Genomic DNA, 400 nt, shown 5'->3' with positions numbered 1-400 from the left:
CTGAGAGCAGTCGAAGCAGCACAGAAGCATAAACTTGTAAAAGTTGGTGATACAGTTGTATTCGCAGGTGGTGTACCGCTTGGTATTCCGGGAAGAACAAACATGATCCGTGTCTGCATCGTAGAATAATATTAAGATACAAGGTCAGGGACAAGGTACCTTTTGCCCCTGACATCATATTAGCAGAACAAACAGCATAAATTTTTAAAGACACATACAAGGGTCTGCCGTCAACTTTTCGACAGCGGCCCCTTGTTTTTGTGCGTAATGAGGAGAGAAAATTATTATGAAAATAAACGGAGAAGAAGATTCCAGACATATTTTCAGAGGGGAGCTGGCATTGGTGATCGCAGTTATGATCAACAGCCTTGCAGTTATCCTGATGCTGTATTCAGGTTCC

General features: G+C 42.5%; 2 protein-coding genes. Both read left to right on the top strand.

The features are described 5' to 3' along the window. Complete coding sequence (locus ACTNES_RS20965; protein WP_441040586.1) at window positions 1-129, top strand: pyruvate kinase alpha/beta domain-containing protein; 129 nt, start codon at window positions 1-3, stop codon at window positions 127-129. A 157-nt stretch (window positions 130-286) separates the two neighbouring features. Continuing rightward, on the top strand, window positions 287-400 hold a 114-nt coding region (locus ACTNES_RS20960; RefSeq protein WP_441040585.1), incomplete at its 3' end, for a DUF6198 family protein.

The organism is Blautia sp. HCP3S3_D9, from assembly GCF_052063845.1.
GTDB lineage: Bacteria > Bacillota > Clostridia > Lachnospirales > Lachnospiraceae > Blautia_A.
The sequence above is the reverse complement of the archived record's forward strand: the minus strand, read 5'-3'. Positions and strand labels throughout refer to the sequence as shown.